Below are 19,308 nucleotides of genomic sequence, written 5' to 3'. Positions count from 1 at the left end.
GTTAGGCTGTTTCGTCTTCCGCCTTCGGCGGGCAATCCGATCACAAGGAGAGCTAGCTTACATGGAGACACCCACTACCCCCCGGAGCACCCTGAATCCTCCGGTCTTCTATACCTCCGCCGCCCTGATCCTGGCCCTGGTGCTGTTCACCGTGCTCCTCCAGGAAGAAGCGCAATCGCTGTTCAACCACGTCCAGCAATGGATCATCACCAACGCCAGCTGGTTCTACGTACTGGCCGTGGCGCTGATCCTGATCAGCGTGGTGTTCCTCGCCGTCAGCCGCTACGGCGACATCAAGCTCGGCCCCGACCACAGTCGTCCCGACTACCGCAACACCACCTGGTTCGCCATGCTGTTCTCCGCCGGCATGGGCATCGGCCTGATGTTCTTCGGCGTTGCCGAACCGGTGATGCACTTCACCACCCCGCCGGTGGGCGAGCCGAACACCGTGCAGGCGGCGAAGGAAGCGATGAAGCTGACCTTCTTCCACTGGGGCCTGCATGCCTGGGCGATCTACGCCATCGTCGCGCTGATCCTGGCCTTCTTCAGCTATCGCCACGGCCTGCCGCTGACCCTGCGCTCGGCGCTGTATCCGCTGATCGGCGAACGTATCTACGGCCCCATCGGCCACGCGGTGGATATCTTCGCGATCATCGGCACCGTGTTCGGCGTGGCGACTTCGCTCGGCTACGGCGTGCTGCAGATCAACAGCGGCCTGCACCACCTGTTCGGCTGGCCGGTGAACCAGACCGTGCAGATCGCCCTGATCGCCGCCACCTGCGGCCTCGCCACGCTATCGGTGGCCAGCGGACTGGACCGCGGCATCCGCATCCTGTCCGAACTGAACCTGAGCCTGGCGGTGATCCTGCTGCTCTTCGTGCTGGTCCTCGGGCCGACCGTGTTTCTCCTGCAGACCTACGTGCAGAACACCGGGGCCTACCTGTCCGACATCGTCAACAAGACCTTCAACCTGTACGCCTACGAGCCCACCGACTGGATCGGCGGCTGGACCCTGCTGTACTGGGGCTGGTGGCTGTCCTGGTCGCCCTTCGTCGGCCTGTTCATCGCCCGTATCTCGCGCGGCCGCACCATCCGCGAATTCGTCTGCGGCGTGCTGTTCGTCCCGGCCGGCTTCACCCTGCTGTGGATGACGGTGTTCGGCGATACCGCCATCCACATGGTCCTGCAGGAGGGCTTCACCCAGTTGGCCGAAGTGGTCAACCAGGACAGTTCGGTGGCGCTGTTCGCCTTCCTCGAGCACTTCCCGCTGGGCAGCGTGATCTCGCTGGTAGCGGTGCTGATGGTGGTGGTGTTCTTCGTCACCTCGGCCGACTCCGGCGCGCTGGTGGTGGACATGCTGGCCTCCAGCGGCAAGGACCACTCGCCGCTCTGGCAGCGGATATTCTGGTCGGTGCTGATGGGCGTGGTGGCCATCGCCCTGCTCCTCGCCGATGGCCTCAAGGCGCTGCAAACCGCGACCATCGCCAGCGCGCTGCCATTCTCCATCGTGCTCCTGGCGTCGATCTGGGGCCTGTTCAAGGCGCTGCACCTGGATGCCACCAAGCGCGGCATCCGCTACCAGGCGCTGACCTTCTCCCGCCCCACCACGCGCAGCGGCGCAAGCGAGGGCGACGGTTGGCAGCGCCGCCTGCGCAACATCGCCATGTTCCCAAGGCGCAGCCACGTCAACCGCTTCATCACCGATGTGGCGCGACCGGCCTGCGAGGACGTCGCCGCCGAACTGCGCAAGCAGGGCTACGAAGTCCAGGTGCAGGACGGCGAGGACGGCCGGGTTCGGCTGGAAGTCAGCCACGGCGGCGAGGTCGATTTCATCTACGAGGTGCGTCCGCGCGCCTTCACCACGCCGAGCTTCGTGATGCGCGACACCGAGGACAGCAGCGAGTCGCGCAAGTATTTCCGCGCCGAGGTCCATCTCCAGGAAGGCGGCCAGGACTACGACATCATGGGCTGGAGCCGCGACGGCGTGATCGGCGACATCCTCGACCAGTACGAGCGGCACATGCACTTCCTGCACGTGGTGCGCTGAGGGATGCGGGGGCCGGCCAATGCCGGCCCCTCGCCGTTTCGCCTACTGGATCTGCTCCGGAGTGACGATCACCCAGTTCCTGTCCGCCGTCACCGGCAGGCCGGCCTTGGCCTGGGCGGCGGAATGCTGCTTGATCATGCCGTTGATCTGCTCCATGTACTTGGCCTTGCGGTTGACCCACAGGTGCACGCCGTTTTCCGCGGTGCCGTTGAACAGCATGTAACCGTCGCTGTCCGGGGTATCGCCGGCGACCAGGATCGGCCGCTTCCAGCGGTCGATGTAGGTGAGGATCGCAGCCTGCTTGCCGGCCATCCAGGTCGCCGGGGTCCACAGGTAGGGGGTCACCTCCAGGTCGAGGTTGACCTTGGGATCGTACTTGCCCTCGGCGATCTGCTTGCGCGCAGTGGTCAGCTCGCCGGTCTTGCGGTTCTTCAGCAGGGTGGTGACGCCGATGACGTTCTCCGGCTTGGCGTTGTAGCCATACCTGGGGTCCGCCGCGACCATCCGCACCAGTTCCTCATGGGCCGCGCTGATCACGTAGACCTCGATGCCGTTTTCCATCAGCTTGTTGTAAAGCTCGCGCTGGCCGCTGAACACGCGCGGCGGCTCGACGTCGAGCGTGGCGAGCTTGTCGCCGTCGTAATAGGTGGCGGGGATCGGCTTGCCGTAGGCCATCAGTTCGTCGACATAGCCCTTCAGTTCCCTGAGGGTGAAGCCTGAGAACACCTGGGCGACCCAGGGATAGCAGACCATGTCGTCGATCTCGCAAAGCCGGTAGTAGTAGCTGAACAGGCTCTCCTTGTGCCCGGCCTGGTCCTTGAACGGGATCAGTTTCAGCGAAGGGTCGAGCCTGTCGCGGGTCAGCACGCCCTTCATTTCCAGATAGGGCAGCAGCGATTCTTCCAGGTCGTAGCGATAGCTGGTGTTGTCCATGTCGAACACGGCATAGGCGCCCTTGTTCGCGTTGGCCTCGATCAGTGCATTCAGTTGCCTGGCGGCGGGGGCCGGCCAGTGCTCGAGTTCGGTGGCGCTGGCCTGGCCGACTGCGGCGGCGAGCGCCAGCGCGGCGAGTATTCCTTTGGCGAAGGTCATGGCGGGTTCCTTTGGGCGGTTGGAAGGAAGCTCCGTCCCCTGCCGCTCCCGACAGGCAACGACCAACGACCCTAGCGCAAACCCTGCGCCCGGCCCAGCGACGGCAGCGACCTGTAACGTCGCGTCAGCGCCAGGAGTTGTCCGGCGGCGTCACGCCAGCCGCTCGACGACGGGCAGACGCATCGCCGCCACCTCCGCGAGGAGGAAGTCGCGCAATCGCTGGAAGCGTTCCTGTCCCCTGCGGGCGCGAGGCCAGACCAGGTGATAGCTTTCGCCGCTGGCCACCGCCACCGGCCAGGGCAGGCCGATGCGGCCCTGGGCGACATCCTCGGCGACCATCACCAGGTCGCCGATGGACACGCCATAGCCTCGCGCGGCGGCGACGATGCCCAGTTCCAGCGTGTCGAACACCTGGCCGCCCTTGAGCGACACCTCCTCCCCCAGCCCGGTCCGTTGCAGCCAGCGTCGCCAGTCGCGACGATCCGGCGTGGGGTGCAGCAACTCGCTGTCACGCAGGCGTTGGAGGGTCCAGGGCTCCACGGCCTCGTCGGGATCGCAGACCGGCACCAGCCATTCGGCGAACAGCGCTGCCGTTTCCCATTCCGGGCTGAACTGGCCGCTGCCCAGCAACACCGCGCAGTCGAAAGGCTCGCGCTGGAAGTCCACCGAGTCCACATCCATCCAGGCACTGGTGAGCTGCACCTCGATATCCGGGTTCAGGTGGCGGAAGCGGCTCAGGCGCGGTAGCAGCCAGCGCAGGGTAAGGGTGGAAGGCGCCTTCAGGCGCAGGGTGGCGTCGTCCACACGCAGGGCGGTGCAGGCCCGTTCCAGCGCATCGAAGCCGTCGCGCAGCCCGGGCAGCAGCAGGCGTGCCGGCTCGGTCAGCTGCAACTGGCGGCCATGGCGCTCGAACAGACGACAACCGAAGTGCTCTTCCAGGGTACGGATGTGCCGGCTCACCGCGCTCTGGGTTATCGCCAGTTCCTCGCCGGCGCGGGTGAAAGAGGCGTGCCGGGCGGCAGCCTCGAAGGCGCGCAGGGCATACAGCGGGGGCAGGCGACGGGTCATTGGGGAATTACCTCTTTCATGACTTTTACTCATGCCTGGCATCTTGTTTTTCCTTTTGTGGAGCCATGCCAGTCGCACCGAGAATAGCCGCATTCTCAACGCCGACAGGCCATCGCGGCAACCATCTCCTCCTGAGCCTTACTCATCCATGTCCTCGCCATCCCTCGTCGAACTCAAAGCCATCCTGCGCCTGGCGGGCCCGTTGATCGCCGCCCAGCTGGCCTATGTCGCCATGGTCTTCACCGACACCGTGATGATGGGCAAGCTCGGCCCCGACGCGCTGGCCGCCGGCGGCCTGGGCGCGGTCAGCTACGCCTTCGTCTCGACGTTCTGTGTCGGCGTGGTGGCAGCGGTCGGCAACCTGGTGGCGATCCGTCACGGCTGCGACGACGCCGCTGGCGCCGCCGCGGCCGCTCGCTCCGGACTCTGGGTCGGCGCCGCGCTGGCCCTGGCCGCCGGCCTGCTGCTATGGAACCTGCGGCCGCTGCTCCTGGTCTTCGGCCAGGCGCCGCAGACGGTGGACGGCGCCATGCAGTTCCTCCACAGCCTGACATTCGCCCTGCCCGGCTACATGGCCTTCATGGTCCTGCGCGGCTTCACCAGCGCCATCGACCGCGCCGGCCCGGTGATGGCGATCAGCGTGCTCGGCGCGCTGGCCAACCTGGCTCTCAACTATTCCTTCATAGAAGGCCTGTTCGGCCTGCCGCGCCTGGGCCTGGCCGGTATCGGCCTGGTCACCGCCCTCGTCATGAACTGCATGCCGCTGCTGCTGGCCCTGTATATCCGCCTGCAGCCGGCCTATGCCGAGTACTCGCTGCTGCGCGGACTGGGACGGCCGCAGCGGGCGATGGTCGAGGAGATACTGCGCCTGGGGCTGCCCATCGGTGGCACCTACGCGGTGGAGTCGGGGATGTTCACGGTCGCCACCCTGTGCATGGGCATCATCGGCGATCACGCCCTGGCCGCGCACCAGATCGCCATCCAGGCGGTATACGTGGCGTTCATGGTGCCGGTGGGGTTGTCGTACGCCACCACCTACCGCATCGGCCAGCATTTCGGCGCCGGCCGCCTGCTCGAAGCACGCCGCGCCGGGCGTGTCGGCATCGGCTTCGGCGCGCTGTGCATGCTGCTCTTCGCCGGGCTCTTCTGGTGGATGCCGGAGGCCATCATCGGCCTGTTCCTCGACCGCGACGCCCCGGCCAACCGGGAGGTGGCCGCGATGGCCGTCTCGCTGCTGGCGATCGCCGCCTGGTTCGAGCTGTTCGACGGCACCCAGAACGTCGCCATGGGCGCGATCCGCGGTCTCAAGGACGCCCGCACCACCTTCCTGGTCGGCCTGGCCTGCTACTGGCTGGTCGGCGTGCCGCTGGCCTGCCTGCTGGCGTTCGCGGCCGGCTGGGGCGCCGCGGGCGTCTGGTGGGGGCTGGCCGGCGGCCTGGCCTGCGCAGCCATCGGCCTGACCCTGGCCTTCGAGTGGAAGACCGCGCGGTTGCTGCCGAAAGCCACGGCCAGCGAGACGTCGGCGCTCAATTGCCGAGCGGCTGGCCGCGGTGCGCCGAGCGCTCGCCGATGCCCAGGAAACGCGCCAGTTCCGCCAGCGGCAGCGGCGGACTGATCCAGTAGCCCTGCACCTGGTCGCAACCGAAATCGCGCAACTGCTCCTGCTGGCGCAGGGTCTCCACGCCTTCGGCAACCACTTCCAGGTTGAGGTTGTGCGCCAGGTTGATCATCGCCCGCACCAGTTGGAAGTTTTCCGCCCGCTGGTCCATGCCGCCGACGAAGCTGCGGTCGATCTTCAACAGGGTGATCGGCAGGCTATTGAGGTGGACGAAGGACGAGAAACCGGTGCCGAAGTCGTCCAGCGAAAAGCGCACGCCCAGTTGGCCGAGCGCCTGCATGGTCTGCAGCACCTGGTCGCTACGCCGCATCACGGCGGTCTCGGTCAGTTCGAACTCGAGCCAGCGCGCGTCGACGCCGTGCTCTTCGATCAACCGTTGCAGGGTCGGCAGCAACTGGCTGTCCTGGAACTGGCGGAACGACAGGTTCACCGCCATGTGCAACGGCTCCAGGCCGCGCCCGTTGAGCCACTGCATGTCGCGCAGGGCGCGGGCGATGACCCAGTAGCCGAGCGGCACGATCAGCCCGCTTTCCTCGGCCAGCGGGACGAACTCGCTGGGCGTGAGCAGGCCCCGCTCGCCGTGGCGCCAGCGCACCAGCGCCTCCAGGCCGACGATGCGCCCGCTGTCCAGGCACAGTCGCGGCTGGTAGTGCAGCTCCAGCTCGTCGCGACGCAGCGCCCGGCGCAGTTCGGCTTCGAGGTCGGCGAGGCTGCGCACGCCACGGTTGATGCGTTCGTCGAAGACATGGAAGGTGCAACCCTGGCGGCTCTTGGCCTGCTGCATGGCGATGTGCGCATGCCACATCAGCGGGTCGGCGCCTTCGTCGGCACGGGCGTGGGCGAGGCCCAGGCTGCAACCCAGCAACAGGCTCTCGCCATCGATCCAGTAGGGCTCGCCGAGGCATTCGACGATGCGTTCGGCGACCCGCTCGGCGCGTTGCGGATCGCGACGGGTGTCCAGCAGCAGGGCGAACTCGTCGCTGCCCAGGCGCGCCAGGCTGTCACCGTTCTCCATGAAGCCGCGCAGGCGGTTGACCACCTGCAGGATCAGGCGGTCGCCGCCCTGGTGGCCGAGGGAATCGTTGACGTGACGGAAGTTGTCCAGGTCGAGGTGGCCGAGCACCAGGCCACGCCCGTCGAATTCGCTGAGGCGCGCCGCGAGCAGGGTCTGGAAGCCCTGGCGGTTGGCGATGCCGGTCAGCGGATCCTGCTCGGCGAGCAGTTGCAGGGTCGCCTGCAAGCCCAGGCGCTCGCGCGCGTAGCGCAGGCAGCGGCGCAGGCTGTCCTCGGAAAGCTGTTCGGCGGCCAGCCAGTCGACCACCCCGACCGGCGCCTGCGCCGGCTCCTGCTGCAACAGCAGGATCACCGGCCAGGGGCAGGGAGTCCCCAGCGGCAGGCAGGCCGGCGTGGCCAGGAGCAGCCCGCGGGGCTCGGCGGCGAACAGGGTGGCCGCGCCCTCCCAGGTGGTGACGATGCTCAGCGAAAAGGCAGGCCCCAACGCTCTCAGGCGTTCACCTAGCAGTGGCGCCCAGTCCGGCGTATCCGCCAGAAGGAGCAGGCGCAAGGGTTCTGCGGGCGCTGACAAGCAACCTCCAAAGTTTTAAGAATCTTCGTAAAGAACGAACGGCATCATCCTAATGCGGTAGGGAATCTACAGCAAAATGGCGTGAACGATCTCGGGATCGGTCACAGCTTGCACGCTAATTCTCGCGGATGCCAGCCAGCCTGTTAGAATACGCCCCCGCTTCAACCCTCTCTTCCGGCCTGTTCCTATGTCCCGACTCAATCCCCGGCAGCAAGAAGCCGTGAACTACGTCGGCGGTCCCCTGCTGGTCCTGGCTGGCGCCGGCTCCGGCAAGACCAGCGTGATCACCCGCAAGATCGCCTATCTCGTCCAGCAGTGCGGTATCCGCGCCCAGTACATCGTCGCCGTGACCTTCACCAACAAGGCCGCGCGGGAGATGAAGGAGCGCGTCGGCACCCTGCTGCGCGGCGGCGAGGGCAAGGGCCTGACCGTCTCGACCTTCCACAACCTCGGCCTGAACATCATCCGCAAGGAACACGAACGGCTCGGCTACAAGCCCGGTTTCTCGATCTTCGACGAGTCGGACATCAAGGCGCTGCTGACCGACATCATGCAGAAGGAGTATTCCGGGGACGACGGCGTCGACGAGATCAAGAACTACATCGGTGCCTGGAAGAACGACCTGATCCTTCCGGAGGAGGCGCTGGAAAAGGCCCGCAATCCCAAGGAGCAGACCGCCGCGATCGTCTACCTGCATTACCAGCGCACCCTGCGCGCCTACAACGCGGTGGACTTCGACGACCTGATCCTGCAACCGGTGAAGCTGTTCCAGGAACATCCGGACGTCCTCCAGAAGTGGCAGAACAAGGTGCGCTACATGCTGGTGGACGAGTACCAGGACACCAACGCCAGCCAGTACCTGCTGGTCAAGCTGCTGGTGAAGGACCGCGCCCAGTTCACCGTGGTCGGCGACGACGACCAGTCGATCTACGCCTGGCGCGGCGCGCGCCCGGAAAACCTCATGCAGCTGAAGGAAGACTTCCCTTCGCTGAAGGTGGTGATGCTGGAGCAGAACTACCGCTCCACCAGCCGCATCCTCAAGTGCGCGAACGTCCTCATCGCCAACAACCCGCACGTATTCGAGAAGCAGTTGTGGAGCGAGATGGGCCACGGCGATCCGATCCGGGTGATCCGCTGCCGCAACGAGGACGCCGAAGCCGAGCGCATCGCCATGGAGATCCTCACCCTGCACCTGCGCACCGAGCGGCCGTACAGCGAGTTCGCCATCCTCTACCGTGGCAACCACCAGGCCAAGCTGATGGAGCTGAAGCTCCAGCACCACCAGATTCCCTATCGGCTCTCTGGCGGCACCAGCTTCTTCGGGCGCCAGGAAGTGAAGGACCTGATGTCCTACTTCCGCCTGCTGGTGAACCCCGACGACGACAACGCCTTCCTCAGGGTGATCAACGTGCCGCGCCGGGAAATCGGTTCGGCGACCCTGGAGAAGCTCGGCAACTACGCCACCCAGCGCAAGATCTCGATGTACGCCGCCTGCGACGAGATGGGCCTGGCCGAGCACCTCGACAGCCGTTTCCACGAACGCCTGCAACGCTTCAAGCGCTGGATGGACGGTATCCGCCGACAGTGCGCGGAGAACGAGCCGATCGCCGTGCTGCGCAGCATGGTGATGGACATCGACTACGAGAACTGGCTGCGGCAGAACGCCTCCAGCGACAAGGTCGCCGAATTCCGCATGAGCAACGTCTGGTTCCTCATCGAGGCACTGAAGAACACCCTCGAGCGCGACGAGGAAGGCGACATGACCATCGAGCAGGCCATCGCCAAGCTGGTCCTGCGCGACATGCTGGAGCGCCAGCAGGAAGAAGAGGAAGGCGCCGAAGGCGTGCAGATGATGACCCTGCACGCGTCGAAGGGGCTGGAGTTCCCCTACGTGTTCATCATGGGCATGGAGGAAGAGATCCTGCCCCACCGTTCCAGCATCGAGGCCGACACGGTGGAAGAGGAGCGCCGCCTGGCCTACGTCGGCATCACCCGCGCGCGGCAGAACCTGGCGATGACATTCGCCGCCAAGCGCAAGCAATACGGCGAGATCATCGACTGCTCGCCGAGCCGCTTCCTCGACGAACTGCCCCCCGAAGACCTCGAATGGGAAGGCATGGAAGACGCCCCGCAAGAGGTCAAGGCGGCCAAGGGCAACGCCGCCCTCGCCGACATCCGCGCCATGCTCAAGCGCTGAGCCCGCCGCGCCTCGACTGTCTCGATTTTCACAAAAGTGTCTTGCCCGATGCCTAGCCTCGGGCGAGGAACTTTTGCCGCTCCACGCGCGACCAAAATTAGCTAGCTAACGAATTCCATTCGAGGACAGCTTCATGTCGAGCAAGAAAGTCGCCGAGATCGTCGTGGAAACCCTGGAAGCCGCCGGCGTCCGCCATTGCTATGGCATCGTCGGCGACACCCTCAACCATGTCACCGACGCCATCCATCGCAGCCAGATCCAGTGGGTCCACGTGCGCCACGAAGAAGCGGCGGCCTTCGCCGCGGGCGCCGAGTCCTACATCAGCGGACGCCTGACCGCCTGCGCCGGCTCCTGCGGACCGGGCAGCCTGCACTTCATCAACGGCGTCTACGAGGCCCAGCGCAACCGCGCGCCGATGGTCCTGATCGCCAGCCAGATCGTTACCCCGCAACTGGGCATGGAGTTTCCCCAGGAGGTCGACTTCAAGGCGGTCTACGCCAGCTGCTCGGTGTTCTGCGAGCAGGTGCACAGCCCGGAACAGGCGCGCCGGGTGGTGGCCCTGGCCTGCCAGGCGGCGCTCAACCGGCGCGGCGTGGCGGTGGTGATCCTGCCGGCCGACATCAGCCAGGCCACGGTGAAGGACGACCTGCCGTTCTCGGTGCATTTCCCGCAACCGGTGCTGCGCCCCAGCGACGCCGAACTGCAGGACGTCGCCCGCCTGCTGGCCCACGGCAAGAAGATCGGCATCTACGCCGGCTCCGGCTGCCAGGGCGCCCACGACCTGCTGGTGGCCCTCGCCGACCGCCTCAAGGCGCCCATCGCGCACACGTCGCGGGCCAAGGACTTCGTCGAGTACGACAACCCCTTCAACATGGGCATGACCGGTATGCTCGGGATCGAGTCCGGCTTCCACATGATGACCGAGTGCGACACCCTCCTGCTGCTCGGCGCCGACTTCGCCTGGGCGCAGTTCTATCCGCAGAAGGCCACCCTGATCCAGGTCGACCGCGATGGCAGCCACCTGGGCCGCCGCCACCCCATCGATCTCGGCGTGGTCGGCGACGTGATCCCCACCCTCGAGGCGCTCTTGCCGTTGCTCGAAGCCCGCGAGGAGCGCAGCTTCCTCGACGAATGCCTGGAGCACCGCGAGCGCTCGCTGCGGACGCTGGAAAAAGAGGAGCAAGCCGGCAAGGGCGAGCTGATCCATCCGCAGCACCTGGTCAGCCTGCTCGACCAGCACGCCAGCGAGGACGCCCTGTTCACCGCCGACGGCGGCTCGGCGATGGTCTGGCTGTTGCGTCACATCCACAGCAACGGCAAGCGCCGCACCCTCACCAGCCTGGTCCACGGCACCATGGCCAACGCCATGCCCCAGGCGCTGGGACTGAAGAAGGCCTACCCCGAGCGCCAGGTGATCTCGATCTCCGGCGACGGCGGCCTGGCCATGCTGCTCGGCGACCTGCTGACGGCCATCCAGGAAAAACTGCCGATCAAGGTAGTGGTGCTGAACAATGCCTCGCTGAACTTCGTCGAGCTGGAACAGAAGGTCGAGGGCCTGCTGGACAACTACACCGACCTGCTCAACCCGGACTTCGCCCGTCTCGCCGAAGTGATCGGCTTCCACGGACGCAAGGTGACGCGCTCCGAGGAGCTCGAGGCGGCGGTGCAGGAGTTCCTCGCCCAGCCCGGTCCGGCGCTGCTGGACGTGCATACCAACCCTGCGGAGCTGGTGATGCCGCCGAAGATCGAGTTCGGCCAGGTCGCCGACACCGCGCTCTACGCCGCCAAGGCCGTGCTCAGCGGGCGCTTCAAGGACGTCGAGACGCTACTGGTGAACAACCTGCTGAAATGAGCCGGCAGCGGCGCGGCCCGCCTGCCACGGGGTCGCGCCGGGCAGGCGCGGATTCCTGACCGCTCGATCATGTTCGCTCGTCCGAGAGAACGTCGCGCGCGGCGCCGGCTGGCGGTACAATGCCGCGCTTCATCAGCGACAGCCGCTTCGCAGGAAGCCACCCGTGGACATTCTCAAAGACAAAATCCGCTCGGAAGGCATCGTCCTTTCCGAGCACGTACTCAAGGTCGACGCCTTTCTCAACCACCAGATCGACCCGCAGCTGATGCAGCAGGTCGGTCACGCGTTCGCCACGCGCTTCCGCGACCAGGGCATCACCAAGATCGTCACCATCGAGGCTTCCGGCATCGCCCCGGCGGTCATGGCCGGCCTGGAGCTGGGCGTCCCGGTGATCTTCGCCCGCAAGTACCAGTCGCTGACCCTGAAGGACAACCTGTACATCTCCAAGGTGTTCTCCTTCACCAAGCAGACCGAGAGCACCATCGCCATCTCGGCCAAGCACCTGAACGCCCACGACCACGTGCTGGTGATCGACGACTTCCTCGCCAACGGCCATGCCGCCAAGGCGCTGATCGACCTGATCGGCCAGGCCGGCGCGAGCATCGCCGGGCTCGGCATCGTCATCGAGAAATCCTTCCAGGATGGCCGCGCCCTGCTGGAAAGCGAAGGCTACCGGGTCGAGTCCCTGGCCCGGGTGAAATCGCTGGCCGGCGGTCAGGTCGAGTTCCTCGACTGAGCGCCACTCAGCCCCGCTCTTCCTGGCTGGCTCGCAGGCCGGCCAGCAGCAAGCGCTGGTAGAGTTCCTCGCGAAGCCCCTGCGGATCGTCCAGGTCCATGCGCCGCAGATGCGCCGGGTAGGCTTCTGGCTCCGGCGCATCCAGGGTCGCCTTGCCCAGTTCGAGGATCTCGCTCAGCTTCAGCTTGCGCTTGAGCCAACCCAGCGCCCGCAGCAGGTCCTGCTCGACCTCGTCGAAATCGCTGCCCAGGGGAAACTCCGGCAGCGCCGCTGCGTGGGCCTGGTGCAAGGCCTGCAGGCGCTCCGGGGTATTGTTGCGATAGCGTTCGGGCAGGACGAAATCCTTCGGCAGCTTGCCGGCCGACTGGGCCTGCTCGGCCAGCGCCTGCTGGAAGCGCGAGTCGGCGATGGCCAGCAGCGCGGCGATCACTTCCGCGTCATTCTTGCCGCGCAGGTCGGCGATCCCGTACTCGGTCACCACCATGTCACGCAAGTGCCGGGGAATGGTGGTGTGGGCGTACTGCCAGACGATGTTCGAACTGACTTCCCCGCCGGATTCGCGCCAGCTACGCAGCATCAGGATCGAACGTGCGCCCTCCAGCTCGTGAGCCTGGGCGACGAAGTTGTACTGCCCGCCGACGCCACTGAGCACCCGGCCGTCCTCCAGCTGGTCGGCGACCCCGGCGCCGAGCAGGGTCACGGTGAAGGCGCTGTTGATGAAGCGCGCGTCGCGCCGCTGCAGACGCTTCAGCTCTTCCTGGCGGTACAGGTTGTTGACGAAGCCGATGCCGGTCATGCCGATCCCGGCGCGCTCTTCCAGCGACATCTCGCGCAGGCGCCGGTAGAACGCCAACGGACCGAGGAAAAAGCCGCCGTGCAGCCACACCCCGCCCTCCTCCGGCGCCTCGCCGCGCTCGGCGGCACGCTGCCGCGCTTCGTCGGGGTAGACCCGGCGGCTCAGCACGCCGGCCTCGGCCAGCGCCAGCAGACCCGGCACGAACATCTCGCTGCAACCGTAGAGCCCCCGGCGGAACGGCTCCAGACCGCCGTCGCGCTCGACCGTCTCGGCCCAGCGCGCACGCACCCCCAGCTCGTCGATCAACGCCCGGTAGGTGGCGTTGTCGCGCTGGCGCAGCAGCAAGGCGGCGGTCAGCGCGTCGCCCATCGAGCCGATGCCGATCTGCAGGGTCCCGCCGTCGCGCACCAGCGCGCTGGCGTGGAGGCCGATGCAGTGGTCCTGCAGGTTGACCGGCATGTTCGGCGTGGAGAACAGCCGGCTGCTTTCCGCCGGCGCGTCGATCAGCAGGTCGAATACCGACTCCTCGACCTCGGCGTCGCCCGGCAGGTAGGGCAGGTCATCGTGGACCACGCCGATGGCGACGATGGTCTCGCCAGCGGCGCGACGCTTCTCCAGCATCGGCAGGAGGTCCAGGGTGATATCCGGGTTGCAGGCCAGGCTCAGCTTGCCCGGCCGCTCGGGATGCCGCGCCACCAGCTGGGCCACCGCGTTGACGCCCTTGGCATTGATGTCGCGGGCGACGTGGCTGTAGTTGCAACTGATGTAGTGCTGCTGCGCCGGCGCGCTGTCCAGCAGGCTGCCGGGCTGCAGGTAGAACTCCTCGACGCGGATGTTCGCCGGCAGTTCGTCGCGGCGCAGGGCGTGCAGGTAATCCAGCTCCGGGTAGTCAGCGAAGACCCGTTCGGCGAAAGGCTCGAGGAAACGCCGTTGCAGGTCGCCGCCAGCGGCGGGACGCCCCAGGGAAAGCGCGGTATACAGCGTCAGTTGGCGCTCCGGCAGGGTCCGCAGGCGCTGGTACAACGCATTGACCAGTCGGTTGGGCTTGCCCAGCCCGAGGGGCAGGCCCATGCGAATCGGGCCCTCGATGGTCTGCAGCAAGTGATCGACTGCGGCGTCGATGGAACAGATTCGGCTCAAGACGATGCCCTCCGGCGAATGGGTAGCCGGAAGTTTGGACCCTGTTTGCCGGCGGGACGATCCGCCAGCGGGAAAAACCCGCACCGCGGATACGAAAAAGCCGCCAGGAGGCGGCTTTTCGCGACACGGTTCCGGCGTTGTTACAGACCGGACATATGCTTGATCGCGGCTTTCAGCTCGTCGTCCGAGCAATCGGCGCAGGTGCCTTTCGGCGGCATGGCGTTGATACCGGAAATCGCCTTGGCCAGCAGGCCATCGAGGCCGCCCTGCTCCTTGGCGCGCTTGCCCCACTCGGCCTTGTCGCCAACCTTCGGCGCGCCCAGCAGGCCGGTGCCGTGGCAGGTGTTGCAGGTCTTGCCGACGATGTCTTCGCCGGAACGCGCACCGCCGCCACCGGCGGCTGCCGCGACGGCGCCGACGCCTTCGCATTCCTTGCCTTGTACGCAGACCTTGCCTACCGGCTCGAGGCGCTTGGCGATCGCATCGTCAGTGGTCGTAGCCTGAGCGCTTACAGCCCACAGGGCCAACACGGCAGCTTGGGCCGCCAGCATTTTTTTAATCAGGTTCACCCTTACACCCTCATCGTGGCTTATCACACCCGGGCACGATACCGATCACTGCGGGCCGCGCGGGCGGGCGCAAGTATAACGGCAAAGAAAGCCCGGCAGAAACAATTGCACACCCTCGCAAAGCCTTGCGGCATTAGGTCGCAGCCCCGCATGCCCCTTGTCGGCCGGCGCCCTTCGGGCCCGGCGGGGTCTTGTGCTTCAGGTCAGAAATTTGCGGGCGTGGTGGCACTGATCAAGCGTGCCGGCACATCGTAGGGATTGCGAAAACGGTGCGGCTTGTTGCTCTCGAAATAGTAGCTGTCGCCGCGCTCGAGCACATAGGTCTCGCTGCCGACGGTCAGTTCCAGGCGCCCGTCGACCAGCACGCCGGCCTCCTCGCCTTCGTGGTTGAGCATTTCCTCGCCGGTGTCGGAGCCCGGCGGGTAGGTTTCGTCGAGGAAGGCGATCGCCCGGCTCGGGTGCGCCTTGCCCACCAGGCGCATGGACACCGCGCCGCTGGAAATGTCGATCAGTTCGTCTGCCTTGTAGACAACCTGGGTATGGCTGTCCTGCTCCAGGTCCAGGGAGAAGAACTCCACCAGGGACATGGGGATACCGCCCAGCACCTTCTTCAGCGAACTGATGGAAGGGCTCACGCTGTTTTTCTCGATCATCGAGATAGTGCTGTTGGTGACACCCGCCCGTTTGGCGAGTTCGCGCTGGGAAAGACCTTTGAGCTTTCGGATGGTTTGCAGACGAGCACCGACGTCCAAGGGTGGAGTCCTCCTTATTCTTCTGGCAGGCAAGGCAAAACGAGGCCGCACACGGCTGGCGACCCCAAGTCGGCCGTATCATGGCAACACTGTTCAGTATTTACAACAGATCGGTCGACATGCCTGCGCAAAGAATTCGGAAAGTTTTTCTCAAGCCCCGGAATAGACGCGCGGCACCCTTTTCAGGTTGCACAGCAGCTGGTAGGGAATGCTGCCGAACTGCGCCGCCAGGGCGCCGACCGGCACGTTCGGGCCCCATAGTTCGACCCGGCTGCCCAGCCCGGCCTGGGGATGGTCGGTAAGGTCGACGGTGAGCATGTCCATCGATACCCGGCCAACCAGGCGCCCCGGCTTGCCGTCGATGAACACAAGGGTGCCGTCGGCGGCGTGGCGCGGATAGCCATCGGCGTAGCCCATGGCGACCACGCCGATGCGCTGGCTACGCTCGGTGCTGTAGCGCGCGCCGTAGCCGACCGGTTCGCCGGCCGGCAGGTCGCGGACGCTGATCACCTTCGATTCCAGGGTCATCACCGGGCGCAAGCGGTCGGCCAGCGGATGTGCGCGCTCGAACGGCGTGGCTCCGTAGAGCAGGATGCCCGGACGTACCCAATCGCTGGGCACCTTCGGCCAGCCGAGCACGGCTGGCGAATTGCGCAGGCTGATCTCGCCTTCCAGGCCCTGGCTAGCGGCCGCGAAGGCGGCGAGCTGTTCCTCGGTGCGCGGGCAATCCAGTTCGTCGGCGCGGGAGAAGTGACTCATCATCACGATCTTCGCCACCTTGCCGCTGGCCCGCAGGCGCTCGTGGGCGGCGCGGAAGTCCTCGGGGAAGAAGCCGACGCGGTGCATGCCCGAATCCATCTTCAGCCAGACGTTCAGCGGGCGGGCCAGGCTGGCGCGTTCGATCGCCTCCAATTGCCAGGCGCAATGCACCACGCACCAGAAGTCGTGGGCGACGATCAGCTCCAGCTCGGACGCCTCGAAGAAGCCCTCCAGCAGCAGGATCGGCTGGCGGATACCGGCCTCGCGCAGCTCCAGGCCCTCCTCGATGCAGGCCACGGCGAAGCCATCGGCCTCGGCCGCCAGCGCTTCGGCACAGCGCACCGCGCCGTGGCCGTATGCGTCCGCCTTGATCACCGCGAGCGCACGGGCGCCGGTGGCCTCGCGGGCCAGCCGATAGTTGTGACGAAGGGCTTGCAGGTCGATCAGGGCACGGGCGGGGCGCATGGCGACGGGTCTCTCTTCAGCGAGGTGCGGCATCGCGCACCTTTCATCAGGCGAAAAAAAGCCCGGCTCTCCGGCCGGGCCAGACAAAACTCAGGGCAGCGCAGCGACCACCGACATCTCTACCAGGATCTCCGGCTCGCAGAGCTTGGCTTCGACGGTGGCGCGCGCCGGCGCGACGCCGCGCGGCAGCCACTGGTCCCAGACGCGGTTCATGCCTTCGAAGTCGGCGTCGATGTCCTTCAGGTAGATGGTCACCGAGAGGATCCGAGTCTTGTCGGTGCCGGCCTCTTCCAGCAGACGCTCGATGGCCGCCAGGGTCTCGCGGGTCTGCTGCTCGACGCCCGCGGACATGTCCTCGCCCACCTGGCCCGCCAGGTAGACGGTGCCGTTGTGGACGACGATCTGGCTCATACGCTCGTTAGTGTGCTGGCGCTGGATGGGCATTCTTGGCGTTCTCCGGGGAATTGCTGTAGCGGGAAATATCCAGGCCTTCGGTACTGATCTGCGGGCGCTTCTTCGCCATCAGGTCGGCCAGGTAGCGACCCGACCCGCAGGCCATGGTCCAACCCAGGGTGCCGTGGCCGGTATTGAGGAACAGGTTGCGGTAGCGGGTGGCGCCGACGATCGGGGTGCCATCCGGGGTCGCCGGGCGCAGGCCGGTCCAGAAGGTCGCCTGGCTGATATCGCCGCCCTCGGGATAGAGGTCGGTGGTGATCATTTCCAGGGTCTCGCGGCGGCGCGGGTTCAGCGACAGGTCGAAGCCGGCGATTTCCGCCATGCCGCCGACGCGGATGCGCTGGTCGAAGCGGGTGATCGCCACCTTGTAGGTCTCGTCGAGGATGGTCGAGGTCGGCGCCATCTCCGGGTTGGTGATCGGCACGGTCAGCGAATAACCCTTCAGCGGATAGACCGGAGCCTTGATACCCAGCGGCTTGAGCAGTTGCGGCGAGTAGCTGCCCAGGGCCAGCACGTAGTGGTCGGCGGTGAGCAATTCGCCGTTGACCAGCACGCCGTTGATGCGGTCGCCGGCGAAGTCCAGGCGTTCGATGTTCTGGCCGAAGCGGAACTCCACGCCCAGGCCCTTGGCCATTTCCGCCAGGCGGGTGGTGAACAGCTGGCAGTCGCCAGTCTGGTCGTTGGGCAGGCGCAGGGCGCCGACCAGCTTGTCGGCGACCTTGGCCAGGGCCGGCTCGACGCGGGCGATGCCGTCGCGGTCGAGAACCTCGTAGGGCACGCCGGAGCGCTCGAGCACGGCGATGTCCTTGCCGGCGGCGTCCAGCTGCGCCTGGGTGCGGAACAGTTGGGTGGTGCCGAGGGTGCGGCCCTCGTAGGCGATGCCGGTCTCGGCGCGCAGTTCGTCGAGGCAATCGCGGCTGTACTCGGACAGGCGGACCATGCGCTCCTTGTTCACCGCGTAGCGCTCGGCGGTGCAGTTGCGCAGCATCTGCAGCATCCAGGCGTACTGGCTGGGATCGGAGGTGAGCTTGATGGCCAGCGGCGCGTGCTTTTCCAGCAGCCACTTCATGGCCTTCAGAGGAATACCCGGGGCTGCCCAGGGCGAAGCGTAGCCGGGAGACACCTGGCCGGCGTTGGCGAAGCTGGTTTCCAGCGCGGGACCGTCCTGACGGTCGACCACCACCACCTCGAACCCGGCTCGGGCCAGGTAATACGCACTGGCGGTACCGATGACACCGCTGCCAAGGACCAGAACTCGCATTGTCGCCTCCCACGTCGCGGAGGAACCGCGGACGTTTGTTATTTTGAGCGTGTAGATGCGCGCAGTATAGGAAGAGGCAGGCAGAAATAATCACCAATTTTAGGCAACTACTCAGGTAAAAAACCGGACAAGGAGGGGTTTTACCGAGGCGCATCCACCATAAAACTGGAAAAATACCGCATATTTAAATGATCGAACTCAGGCCGGGAGCCGCTTTTTCGGGAAAGCCTGTCGCAGAATCCATGGAAAACGACAGGAGTCCCTGGGGGAAGCGCTCGCGACAGGAAAAATCCCGCGGACGCTGCCCGCCCCTTGCGACCGGAGCAGCGTCCCAGAGCGCTCGCAGAGCCTTCGCGCTATTTCTTCACCCACTTGCCGCCAACCTGGACGTACTGCCCGGCAGGGGTTTTCTCCATCGCCTTCTTGCCGGCCATGGCCTCCACGTCGGCCAGCGAAGCGCCGCTGCTGTTGGCCACCTTCTGGTATTCGGCGCGCCGCGCGGCATTGATCTGCGCGGCGATGTCCGCCGCCTGGCCGCTGTTGCTGACCACGCCAAGGTAACCGTCCGCCTGCTCGCCGACCAGGCCCTGGGCCTTGGCGCCGCCAAGGGCCGACATGGCCTGGCCGAGGTCCATCGCCATGGCGGAAAGGCTGATGCCGAGGGCCAGCAGGGCGATACCGAGTTTGCTACGGGTTGTCATGGATCCGCTCCTTTAGAACAGGCCGCTGTTCTCGTTGATGATGCCGTCCAGAGCCTTGTCGACCTTGATGTAGATCTCGTGCTCGATTTTCACGTTGAGATTGATGTTGATCGGCTCGCTGGGAGCCGCCAGCTGCACGGTGGGCGTGCAGGCCATCGTCAGGCTGCCCAGCAGCAGGACAGCGAATAGAGCGCAGAGGCGCATCGGGGGTTCT

Annotated in this window: 16 protein-coding genes; 5 read left to right on the top strand and 11 right to left on the bottom strand. The window is 66.1% G+C overall.

Annotation, left to right across the window (positions count from 1 at the left end; translation table 11 throughout):
• Positions 1–61 precede the first annotated feature (61 nt).
• Positions 62–2,047 carry a choline BCCT transporter BetT gene (gene betT, locus HMPREF1224_RS28840; RefSeq protein WP_003096496.1) on the top strand — a complete coding sequence of 662 codons (1,986 nt, stop codon included), beginning with the start codon at positions 62–64 and terminating at the stop codon, positions 2,045–2,047.
• A 42-nt stretch (positions 2,048–2,089) separates the two neighbouring features.
• Here betT and pchP read toward each other — a convergent pair whose 3' ends face one another.
• Both pchP and HMPREF1224_RS28830 read right to left on the bottom strand, forming a co-directional pair.
• Complete coding sequence (gene pchP / locus HMPREF1224_RS28835) at positions 2,090–3,139, bottom strand: phosphorylcholine phosphatase (protein ID WP_003146606.1); 1,050 nt, start codon at positions 3,137–3,139, stop codon at positions 2,090–2,092.
• Positions 3,140–3,289: 150 nt separating this feature from the next.
• Positions 3,290–4,207, bottom strand: coding sequence for a LysR substrate-binding domain-containing protein (locus HMPREF1224_RS28830; RefSeq protein WP_003098255.1), 918 nt, complete (start codon positions 4,205–4,207; stop codon positions 3,290–3,292).
• Positions 4,208–4,355: 148 nt separating this feature from the next.
• On the opposite strand from HMPREF1224_RS28830, the gene HMPREF1224_RS28825 reads away from it, so the two are divergent.
• Entirely contained in the window at positions 4,356–5,822 is a 1,467-nt protein-coding gene (locus tag HMPREF1224_RS28825) for a NorM family multidrug efflux MATE transporter (RefSeq protein ID WP_003457845.1), read from the top strand.
• Here HMPREF1224_RS28825 and HMPREF1224_RS28820 read toward each other — a convergent pair.
• Positions 5,734–7,410, bottom strand: a complete 1,677-nt coding sequence (locus HMPREF1224_RS28820; protein WP_003121292.1) for a putative bifunctional diguanylate cyclase/phosphodiesterase — start codon at positions 7,408–7,410, stop codon at positions 5,734–5,736. The two genes, HMPREF1224_RS28825 and HMPREF1224_RS28820, sit on opposite strands and share 89 nt — an antisense overlap.
• 187 nt (positions 7,411–7,597) lie before the next feature.
• On the opposite strand from HMPREF1224_RS28820, the gene rep reads away from it, so the two are divergent.
• The 3 genes from rep to HMPREF1224_RS28805 all read left to right on the top strand — a co-directional run bounded on the left by rep (position 7,598) and on the right by HMPREF1224_RS28805 (position 12,195).
• Positions 7,598–9,607, top strand: a complete 2,010-nt coding sequence (rep, locus tag HMPREF1224_RS28815; protein WP_003110454.1) for a DNA helicase Rep — start codon at positions 7,598–7,600, stop codon at positions 9,605–9,607.
• Positions 9,608–9,740: 133 nt separating this feature from the next.
• The gene (locus HMPREF1224_RS28810) at positions 9,741–11,459 is read left to right on the top strand and encodes a thiamine pyrophosphate-dependent enzyme (RefSeq protein WP_003098265.1); all 1,719 of its coding nucleotides are present in this window, start codon (positions 9,741–9,743) and stop codon (positions 11,457–11,459) included.
• Between the two features lie 163 nt (positions 11,460–11,622).
• A complete protein-coding gene (locus HMPREF1224_RS28805; protein ID WP_003110452.1) occupies positions 11,623–12,195 on the top strand; it encodes a xanthine phosphoribosyltransferase in 573 nt (190 codons plus the stop codon).
• 7 nt (positions 12,196–12,202) lie between these two features.
• Here HMPREF1224_RS28805 and HMPREF1224_RS28800 read toward each other — a convergent pair whose 3' ends face one another.
• The 8 genes from HMPREF1224_RS28800 to HMPREF1224_RS28765 all read right to left on the bottom strand — a co-directional run bounded on the left by HMPREF1224_RS28800 (position 12,203) and on the right by HMPREF1224_RS28765 (position 19,298).
• On the bottom strand, positions 12,203–14,062 hold the full coding sequence (locus tag HMPREF1224_RS28800; RefSeq protein WP_003141992.1) for an acetyl-CoA hydrolase/transferase C-terminal domain-containing protein: 1,860 nt from the start codon (positions 14,060–14,062) through the stop codon (positions 12,203–12,205).
• A gap of 209 nt (positions 14,063–14,271) precedes the next feature.
• Positions 14,272–14,700, bottom strand: coding sequence for a c-type cytochrome (locus HMPREF1224_RS28795; RefSeq protein WP_003096511.1), 429 nt, complete (start codon positions 14,698–14,700; stop codon positions 14,272–14,274).
• A gap of 203 nt (positions 14,701–14,903) precedes the next feature.
• Entirely contained in the window at positions 14,904–15,452 is a 549-nt protein-coding gene (locus tag HMPREF1224_RS28790; RefSeq protein WP_003096513.1) for a cupin domain-containing protein, read from the bottom strand.
• Between the two features lie 150 nt (positions 15,453–15,602).
• On the bottom strand, positions 15,603–16,676 hold the full coding sequence (alr, locus tag HMPREF1224_RS28785) for an alanine racemase (protein WP_003096515.1): 1,074 nt from the start codon (positions 16,674–16,676) through the stop codon (positions 15,603–15,605).
• Between the two features lie 90 nt (positions 16,677–16,766).
• Positions 16,767–17,120: a RidA family protein gene (locus HMPREF1224_RS28780; RefSeq protein ID WP_003098273.1), complete on the bottom strand. Its 354-nt coding sequence runs from the start codon at positions 17,118–17,120 to the stop codon at positions 16,767–16,769.
• On the bottom strand, positions 17,095–18,393 hold the full coding sequence (gene dadA, locus HMPREF1224_RS28775) for a D-amino acid dehydrogenase (RefSeq protein WP_003098274.1): 1,299 nt from the start codon (positions 18,391–18,393) through the stop codon (positions 17,095–17,097). Before dadA ends, HMPREF1224_RS28780 begins: the two co-directional genes overlap by 26 nt.
• Positions 18,394–18,749: 356 nt before the next feature.
• Positions 18,750–19,094, bottom strand: a complete 345-nt coding sequence (locus tag HMPREF1224_RS28770; RefSeq protein ID WP_003096521.1) for a YdbL family probable chaperone protein — start codon at positions 19,092–19,094, stop codon at positions 18,750–18,752.
• A gap of 12 nt (positions 19,095–19,106) precedes the next feature.
• Complete coding sequence (locus HMPREF1224_RS28765; protein WP_003096523.1) at positions 19,107–19,298, bottom strand: YnbE family lipoprotein; 192 nt, start codon at positions 19,296–19,298, stop codon at positions 19,107–19,109.
• Positions 19,299–19,308 lie beyond the last annotated feature (10 nt).

Source organism: Pseudomonas sp. P179, assembly GCF_000478485.2.
Lineage (GTDB): Bacteria > Pseudomonadota > Gammaproteobacteria > Pseudomonadales > Pseudomonadaceae > Pseudomonas > Pseudomonas aeruginosa.
This window is presented reverse-complemented; position numbering and strand designations above follow the sequence as displayed.